Source organism: Streptomyces sp. NPDC041191, assembly GCF_055591945.1.
Genome location: NZ_JBVIZC010000021.1, coordinates 21,353 through 29,024, shown reverse-complemented (window position 1 = coordinate 29,024; position 7,672 = coordinate 21,353). Strand labels below are relative to the sequence as shown.

General features: G+C 74.9%; 7 protein-coding genes. 2 read left to right on the top strand and 5 right to left on the bottom strand.

Features of this window, described 5'->3' with window-relative positions; translation table 11 throughout:
- Window positions 1–187 precede the first annotated feature (187 nt).
- From ACZ6AQ_RS28480 to ACZ6AQ_RS28470, 3 genes are all read right to left on the bottom strand, one after another.
- Complete coding sequence (locus ACZ6AQ_RS28480; protein WP_468763600.1) at window positions 188–1,249, bottom strand: AraC family transcriptional regulator; 1,062 nt, start codon at window positions 1,247–1,249, stop codon at window positions 188–190.
- A gap of 170 nt (window positions 1,250–1,419) precedes the next feature.
- Window positions 1,420–2,133 (bottom strand): AAA family ATPase, encoded by a 714-nt coding sequence (locus ACZ6AQ_RS28475; protein ID WP_468763598.1) that lies wholly within the window; start codon window positions 2,131–2,133, stop codon window positions 1,420–1,422.
- Between the two features lie 143 nt (window positions 2,134–2,276).
- Complete coding sequence (locus ACZ6AQ_RS28470; protein WP_468763596.1) at window positions 2,277–3,179, bottom strand: LysR family transcriptional regulator; 903 nt, start codon at window positions 3,177–3,179, stop codon at window positions 2,277–2,279.
- A gap of 74 nt (window positions 3,180–3,253) precedes the next feature.
- On the opposite strand from ACZ6AQ_RS28470, the gene ACZ6AQ_RS28465 reads away from it, so the two are divergent.
- Window positions 3,254–4,321: a DMT family transporter gene (locus ACZ6AQ_RS28465; protein ID WP_468763594.1), complete on the top strand. Its 1,068-nt coding sequence runs from the start codon at window positions 3,254–3,256 to the stop codon at window positions 4,319–4,321.
- 164 nt (window positions 4,322–4,485) lie between these two features.
- Here the strand turns inward: ACZ6AQ_RS28465 and ACZ6AQ_RS28460 are convergent, their stop codons facing one another.
- A complete protein-coding gene (locus ACZ6AQ_RS28460) occupies window positions 4,486–5,820 on the bottom strand; it encodes an aminotransferase class I/II-fold pyridoxal phosphate-dependent enzyme (protein ID WP_468763592.1) in 1,335 nt (444 codons plus the stop codon).
- Between the two features lie 35 nt (window positions 5,821–5,855).
- Here ACZ6AQ_RS28460 and ACZ6AQ_RS28455 point away from each other — a divergent pair, with 35 nt between their 5' ends.
- Window positions 5,856–6,527 carry a pyridoxamine 5'-phosphate oxidase family protein gene (locus tag ACZ6AQ_RS28455; protein ID WP_468763590.1) on the top strand — a complete coding sequence of 224 codons (672 nt, stop codon included), beginning with the start codon at window positions 5,856–5,858 and terminating at the stop codon, window positions 6,525–6,527.
- Window positions 6,528–6,620: 93 nt separating this feature from the next.
- Here the strand turns inward: ACZ6AQ_RS28455 and ACZ6AQ_RS28450 are convergent, their stop codons facing one another.
- Entirely contained in the window at window positions 6,621–7,667 is a 1,047-nt protein-coding gene (locus tag ACZ6AQ_RS28450; RefSeq protein WP_468763588.1) for an EamA family transporter, read from the bottom strand.
- Window positions 7,668–7,672: the final 5 nt, after the last annotated feature.

Below are 7,672 nucleotides of genomic sequence, written 5' to 3'. Positions count from 1 at the left end.
AAAGGAGGAACAACAGGCGAAGGCTTGAAAGACACCGCAACAGGATCCCACCAACGAGGCCAGCGCACCCACGGAACTAACGAAAAGATCAGTAGGGCGTGTTTCGAAAGTGGCGTCGTCCGCCCGAAGGGCTGTGGGGGAGTGCGTGCCGGGCGCCGCCGGGCAGACGGGACTTTCGAAACGCGCCCTAGGGAACTCCCCGTCCCCCGCCCCGGTACGCCCCGGGCGTCTCCCCCGTCCAGCGCCGGAACGCCCGGTGGAACGCGCTGGGTTCGGAGAAGCCGAGCCGGCGCGAGAGGCGCTCGATCGAGACGCGCCCGGCGGCCAGTTCCGCGATGGCGTGGTCCCGCCGCACCTGGTCGCGGAGCCGCTGGTACGTCGTCCCCTCGGCGGCCAGCCGGCGGCGCAGGGTCTGCGGGCTGACGGACAGCCGGGCGGCGAGCTGTTCCGGCGTCGGAACCGGGCCGTCGGACAGGGCGCGCCCGATCAGGAGCCGCACCCGGTCGGTCACGGTGCCGCCGTGGTCCGCGGGGACGAGCACGTCGGCGGGGGCTCTGCGCAGGAACGCCTTGAGCGCGGCCCCGTCGCGGAGGACGGGTTCGTCGAGGTCCGCCCGGTCGAAGACGGCGGCCGTCCGCCCGGCGCCGAAGACGGGGGGCACCCCGAACAGGAGGGCGTACTCGCGGGCGTGCCGGGGTTCGGGGTGGACGAACTCGACCCTGCGCAGACCGATCCGGCGCCGGACGAGCCAGCCCGCGAACCGGTGGGCGACGAGGACGGTGGCCTCGGCGCCGAAGTGGAGCGGGTCGTCGTACCCGGAGACGTCGAACTCCATCCGGGCCTCGTCGGGGTCCCCGGCGCCGGGGGTCTCGTCGTTCGCCGCGGGTTCCACCAGCCGGAAGCGCGGGCCGGCCGGGAAGAGGGAGTAGAAGGTCTGGGCGCGCCGCAGCGCCTCGCGCAGGTCCCGGCTGCCGTGGACCACCGCGTGGGCCATCATCCCGAAGGTGCCGACCTTGCTGGGCGCGCCGCCGAAGCCGATCAGCTCGTCGTCCAGGGCGGTCCACAGCTCCCGGACGAGCCGTCCGAACTGTTCGGCGGGAACCCGGGGTTCGTCCAGGAGGGCGAGGGGCAGTCCGGCCCGTGCGAGGAGCGGCCCGGCGGCCACTCCGCGCCGTTCGGCGCCGAACAGCGCGGCCCGCACGTGGTGGGCGCCGACCGACGCCGGCGGGCGCGCCGTCTCCGTCGGCATGCGCGTCGCCTCCGTTCCGGCCGCGTCGGGCCCCGCGCCCACCGCGCCGAGACACTTTCATCGAGGGTTGTCCATTTTCGGACACTCCATCGAGAACTGTAAAGCCTCTCGGGTTCTCCGCGGCGCCCGCGCGGCGGGGAGGGGCGGGGAGGGGCAGATGGGGAATCCGCCTACGGGTCGACGATGTGCCGCAGGTAGGCGTGCGGATCGGCGAGGTAACGGCGCCAGTGGTCCACGACGCCGAGCTCCCGCCAGGCGACCCTCCGCATGCCGTGCTCGCCGACCTCGACGATGTCCGCGCCCGGCAGCGCGGTCAGCAGGGGGGAGTGCGTGGCGCAGATGACCTGGCCGCCCTCCCTGGCCAACCGGTCCAGGTGACCGATCAGTTCGAGGCACGAGGAGAAGGAGAGGGCCGCCTCCGGCTCGTCGAGGACATAGAGCCCGGGGCGGAGGAACTTCCCTCGGAACGCCGCGAGAAAGCCCTCCCCGTGGCTGACGCGGTCCGGCGAGAACCCCTCCCTGTCCAGGGCGTCCAGAGCGGTCTCGGCACGCAGGAAGAAGCCCTTGCGGGCCGACCAGCTGGTGGCCATGCGACGCCCGCGCCCCGGGGCGGCGTCGAATTTCACGCGCTCGCCGAGGACCGATCTGCCGCGCGGGGAAGCGTAGCGCCAGTCGTGGGAGCCGCCGTAGGAGTCCAGGCCGAACCCCTCCGCCAGCGCCTCGACCAGGGTGGACTTCCCCGAACCGTTCTCTCCCACCAGGAAGGTCACCGGTGCGGTGAACCGCAGTCCTTCGTCGATCAGTTGCCGGACACAGGGAACCGACCAGGGCCAGGCGTCCTCGTCGTACGAGGAAAGATGGGCATACGCGCGTTCGATGATCACACCACCAGTGTCGCCCGGACGCGGGGAGCGCGGGTGCCCCGTGCGGCCCGCGACGGCGCCTCGCGCTCGCCGCCACCGGTCCCGGCCGGGCGGCGGGCCGTCCGCGGCGGCGGACGGCCGCGACGGCGCCCCGGCCCCTCCGTTCAGCACCCCAGCGGTTCGGCCGCCGCCCGCAGCGCTCCGGCGACCGCCCGCACGGAGGGACGGCGGCCCGCGTCGGCGCGCCAGGTGGCGTAGATGTGCCGCCGCATCTTCTGCCGCACGGGGACGAAGACGACGCCGTCCGGCACCGGCCGGCCGAGCCGGGGCGTCACGCAGACTCCGAGCCCGGCCGCGACGAGCGCCAGCTGGGTGTGGTGCTCCCCCGCGAAGTGGCCGATGAGCGGCTCGACGCCCTGCGAGCGCAGGGTGAACATCAGCCAGTCGTGACAGAACTCGCCGGACGGCCAGGACACCCACTCCTCCTCCGCGAAGTCGACCAGGTCCACCGCCTCGCGCCCGGCCAGCGGGTGTCCCGCGGGCAGGGCCACGTCGGCGGTGTCGTCGCAGAGGTGGAGGCGCTCCAGGCCGCCGGGCACGGGCGCCCGCTTGTTGCTCCAGTCCAGGACGATCGCGAGGTCGGCGTCGCCGCGCAGCACCGCCCGTACCCCCGGTTCGGGCTCCAGTTCCGTCGTACGGACCCGGAGTTCGGGGTGGTCCGCGCGCAGGGCGGCCAGCGCTGCCGGGAAGAGCCCCCGGGCCGCCGTGGGGAAGCCGGCGAGCCGCACCTCCCCCACGACCCGGCCGCGCCGGGCCTCGATGTCGGTCTGGGCCAGCTGCACGTGGGAGAGGATGCGGGCGGCGTGCCCGGCCAGCAGCAGTCCGGCGTCCGTGAGGCGCACGCCCCGCCCGTTCTTGGCGAGCAGGCGCTGGCCGACCTCGCGCTCCAGTTTGGACAACTGCTGCGAGACGGCCGAGGTGGTGACGTGCAGTCCCTCGGCCGCGCCGCTGACGGAGCCGTGCCGGGCGACGGCGTCCAGGACGCGGAGGCGTTCCAGGTTCAACATGTAAGCGATGCTAAGACAAGGGGTCGAACAATTCTCACTTGTCCTAAGAAGTCGTTCCGGACACCCTGAAGGGCATGAGCCCCGCAGCCCCGCCTTCCGTGCCGCCCGCCGCCCCTCCTCCCTCCTCCCCCGGCCAGCCCCCCGCCCCGCGCCTGCTCGACTGGCGCGTCCGGTTCGGCGCCCTGGCCCTCATCTGGGGCTTCAGCTTCCTCTTCATCAAGGTCGGCACGGAGGGCTTCGCCCCTCTCCAGGTCACCTTCGGCCGGCTCCTGTTCGGTACGGCGGTCCTCGCCGTCGCCCTGGCCGTGAAGCGCGACCGGCTGCCGCGCGGCGTCCGCGTCTGGGGTCACCTGGCGATCGCGGCCCTCCTCCTCAACGCGCTGCCGTTCTCCCTCTTCGCGTACGCGGAGCTGACGATCCCCTCGACCCTCGCGGGCATCTGCAACGCGACGACCCCGCTGTGGGGCATGCTGCTCTCCCTCGTCGCGCTCTCCGAGGACCGTCCGACCCGGACCCGGGCGGCCGGCCTGGGGCTCGGCTTCGTCGGAGTGCTCACCGTGCTCGGCGCGTGGCAGGGCTTCTCGGGCCTCGACGCGACGGGCACCGTGCTCGCCCTGCTCGCCTCGTTCAGTTACGCGGTCGGCTGGATCCACGTCCGCAGGACGCTGGCCGGCACCGGCGCCTCGCACCTCTCGCTCGCCGGCTCCCAGGTGGGTCTCGCGACGCTGCAACTGGCCGTGGTCACACCGCTGTTCACCTCGGCCCCGACCTCGGTGGAACTCCTTCCGCTGCTCGCCGTGGTCGCGCTCGGCGCGCTCGGCACGGGGTACGCGATGCTGCTCCAGTACGGCATCGTCGCGGAGGTCGGCCCGACGACGGCCTCCATGGTCACGTACTTCATCCCGGTCGTCGCCACGGCGGCGGGCGTCACCCTTCTGGACGAGGGCCTCACCTGGAACACTCCGGTGGGTGCGCTCGTGGTCCTGGCGGGCGCGGCCCTCACGCAGACCCGTGCCTCCCGCCGCACGACCACGCCACCGCCGCGGGAACCGGCACCCGCGCCCGGGAAGTCCCCGGCCCCCGTCCGGACCCTCCATCCGGAGGAGGACACCCCCGGCACCCGGCCGCCCCTCCGTACGTGAGCGCGGTCGGCCGCGGCATCCACGAGCGGCGTCCCTTCGTACGGGAACCGTCACGGGAGCCGGGACAGCGCGGGTTCCGGAAGGCGGCGCTCCTCGCGGGGTGGGGAACGGCCCGCCAGGACCGACGGCCACGGGAGCCGCGCACGACGCGGTACTCGGTCCCGCTACCCGTAGCTCCGCGCCGGCGCGGGCCCCGCCGCCCCGGCGACGGCGTCGGCCAGGGACTCGACGTCCGCGACGGCCAGACCGGAGACGGTGAGCCGGACGGCCGGCCCGGACTCCATGCGGAACCGCGCCCCGGGGGCCACCGCCCAGCCCGCCGCGAGGAGCCGCGCCACCGCGCCCGTCTCGTCGGCGACCGGCACCCACACGTTCATGCCGGAGGCGCCGTGCGCCCGGACGCCGCGCCGGGCGAGGGCGCGGACCAGGCCGTCGCGCCGCTCCCCGTACGAGCGCGCGACGGCGGCCGGGTCCACCGCCTCCGCGGTCCAGAGCTGCGCGACGGTCCACTGGAGCAGCCGGCTGACCCAGCCGGGGCCGAGCCGCTGGCGGCCGAGCACCCGGTCGACGGTCTCGGGGTCCCCGGTGAAGGAGGCGATCCGCAGGTCGGGGCCGTACGCCTTGGCGGCCGAACGGACGAGCAGCCAGCGGTCGGTGGCCCCGGCCAGCGGGTGGAGCGGCTGCGCGACGATGCCGTACCCGTGGTCGTCCTCCACGAGCAGGACGTCGGGGTGCCCGGCGAGGACGCGCCGCAGCTCCCGGGCCCGTGCCCCGGTGACGCGGGCCCCGGTCGGGTTCTGCGCCCGGTCGGTGACGATCACCGCCCGCGCCCCGTCCCTCCGGAGCGCGCGTTCGACCTCCTCCGGCAGCGGCCCCTCGTCGTCCAGGGCGACCGGGACCGGTCGCAGGCCGAGCGCGGGCACCAGGTCGAGGAGACTGCCCCAGCCCGGGTCCTCGACGGCGACGGCGTCGCCCGGCCTGAGACGGGCCGCGAGCACCCGTTCGATGGCGTCGAGCGAACCGGAGGCCACGCCGACGGGCCCGTCCGGCACCCCGTCCGCGTCGAAGGCGGCGCGCGCGAGCCGTCCGAAGCCCTCGTCCACCGGGGACTCCCCGTACAGGCCGGGCCGTTCGGCGTACCGTCGCGCGGCTTCCGCCAGGGCGTCGCCGAGGGGCGGCAGCAGGGCGCGGTCGGGGTTGCCCTCGCTCAGGTCCCGCACCCCGGCAGGCGCCTCGACCCGGATCGATCCGCGCGCGGTCGTGGCGGGCCGGGACCGCACCCGGCTGCCGCGCCGCCCGTCCGTCTCGATCACCCCGCGTTCGCGCAGGGTCCGGTAGGCGGCGGCGACGGTGTTGGGGTTCACGCCGAGTCCGGCCGCCAGTTCCCGCAGAGGGGGGAGGAGCCGGCCGGGCTCCAGCGCGCCCGTGCCGACCCCCCGCTCGACGCTGGCGGCGATCTCCGATGCGCGGCGGCCTTCGATCCGATACTCTCCTAGCACAAAAAATACTATGCACTAGTGCAATGGAGTACGCCATGAGCGCCCCCTCCGACGCCTACACCCCGTCCGACCGGACCGTGCCCACGCGCTCCCGCGAACGCGCCTCGTACGACAGGGAGTTGGTCCACTCGATACTCGACGAGGCGTACGTCTGCCACCTCGGCTTCGTCCGCGACGGCGCGCCGGTCGTCCTGCCGACCCTCTTCGGCCGGGTCGGCGAACGCCTCTACGTCCACGGCTCCACCGGCTCGCGGCCGCTGCGCGCGACCGGCGACGGCACGAAGGCCCCGGGCCTGCCGGTCTGCCTGACCGTCACCCACGTCGACGGCCTCGTGCTCGCCCGCTCCGCCTTCCACCACTCCCTCAACTACCGCTCGGTCGTCGTGCACGGCATCGCGCACCAGGTCACCGACCCGGAGGAGCGGCGGATCGCCCTCGACGCCCTCGTGGACCACGTCGTCCCCGGCCGTTCCGCCGACTCCCGCCCGGCGAACGCCAGGGAGCTCGCCGCCACTTCCGTGATCCGCCTCGACCTGGACGAGGTGTCGGCGAAGGTCCGTTCCGGCGGTCCTTCGGACGACCCCGAGGACCTCGGCCTTCCCCACTGGTCCGGCGTGGTCCCCGTGCGGAACGGCTACGGCGCGCCGGTCCCCGCCGACGACCTCGCCCCGGACATCGCCCCGCCCGGCTACCTCACCGCGCTCTGACGGCGGAGGAGGGACCGGCGGGACCGGTCCGTCGCGGAGCCCGGCCCGGCACGCGCCGGGTATACGGGACCCGCCCCCACCGGCCGGGAAGTCCTACGGCGCGCTCCGCCCGGTGGGCAGCTCCGTGCCCCGGTCCCCCGGCTCCGTCCGGGCCGTCCCGCCGGCGACTCCGGGCGACCCGGCCTCCCCCGCGCTCCCGTCGCCCGATCCGGCCACGGGTACGGCCGGCGGCGCCTTCGGGGTCGAGGACTGGGCGATGAAGGCGCCGACCAGGACCATCGCGCCACCGGCGATCTGCGGCGCGCCCAGGTGCTCGCCGAGCAGGATCCAGGCGAGGACGGTCGCGACGACCGCCTCCAGGCAGGCCACGACGCCCGCCACCTGCGGAGAGAGTCGGCGCACCGAGACGACCCCGGTGACGTAGGCGAGGACGGTGGCGATCAGGACGATCCAGCCGAGCAGCAGCCAGGCGGGCACGGCGACGTCGTCCATGCGGACGTGACCGCCCAGGACCGTCCAGTCCATGCCCCACGGCCGGGACACGACGGTGAGGACGAGGGCACCGACGAGCAGCCCGTACGCGATCACCCCGACCGGGTCGGCCCGCTCGGCCCCGTCGCCGCCCTGGTCGGAGAGGACGAAGTAGCCGACCTGGCAGCAGGCGGCGGCGAGCGCCAGGAGCAGCCCGACGAGGTCGAAGCGCAGGCCGGACCAGACCTGGACGACGCAGGCGAGGCCGCCGACGGCGAGGACGACGCCGAAGGCGGCGGCGCGGGTGACCGGCCGGCGCTGGACGAAGCGGACCCAGCCGAGGACGAGGGCCGGGGCGAGGTACTCCACGAGGAGGGCGACGCCGACGGGGATCCGGGAGATCGAGGCGAAGTAGAAGGCCTGGACCCCGGCGACGGCGAGCAGCCCGAAGCCCGCGAGGAGGGCGGGACGGCGGCGCAGGAGGTGCCGGTGGCGCCAGGCCACCGGAAGCATCACGAGCGCGGCGCCGGCGACCCGGAGCCACACCACGTGGAGCGGGTCGAGCCCCGCCTCGATGAGCGGCTTGGCCGCCACTCCCGAACCGCCGAACGCGAAGGCCGACACGAGGGCGAGCCCCAGGCCGGCGCTTCTCACCTGAGACGCGTGCATGGGGC

Excerpts from the sequence above, each read along its gene's own strand:
- ACZ6AQ_RS28470 (WP_468763596.1), bottom strand. The coding sequence starts at position 3,179 with ATGTTGAACCTGGAACGCCTCCGCGTCCTGGACGCCGTCGCCCGGCAC.
- ACZ6AQ_RS28480 (WP_468763600.1), bottom strand. The coding sequence starts at position 1,249 with ATGCCGACGGAGACGGCGCGCCCGCCGGCGTCGGTCGGCGCCCACCAC.
- ACZ6AQ_RS28450 (WP_468763588.1), bottom strand. The coding sequence starts at position 7,667 with ATGCACGCGTCTCAGGTGAGAAGCGCCGGCCTGGGGCTCGCCCTCGTG.
- ACZ6AQ_RS28465 (WP_468763594.1), top strand. The coding sequence starts at position 3,254 with ATGAGCCCCGCAGCCCCGCCTTCCGTGCCGCCCGCCGCCCCTCCTCCC.
- ACZ6AQ_RS28455 (WP_468763590.1), top strand. The coding sequence starts at position 5,856 with ATGAGCGCCCCCTCCGACGCCTACACCCCGTCCGACCGGACCGTGCCC.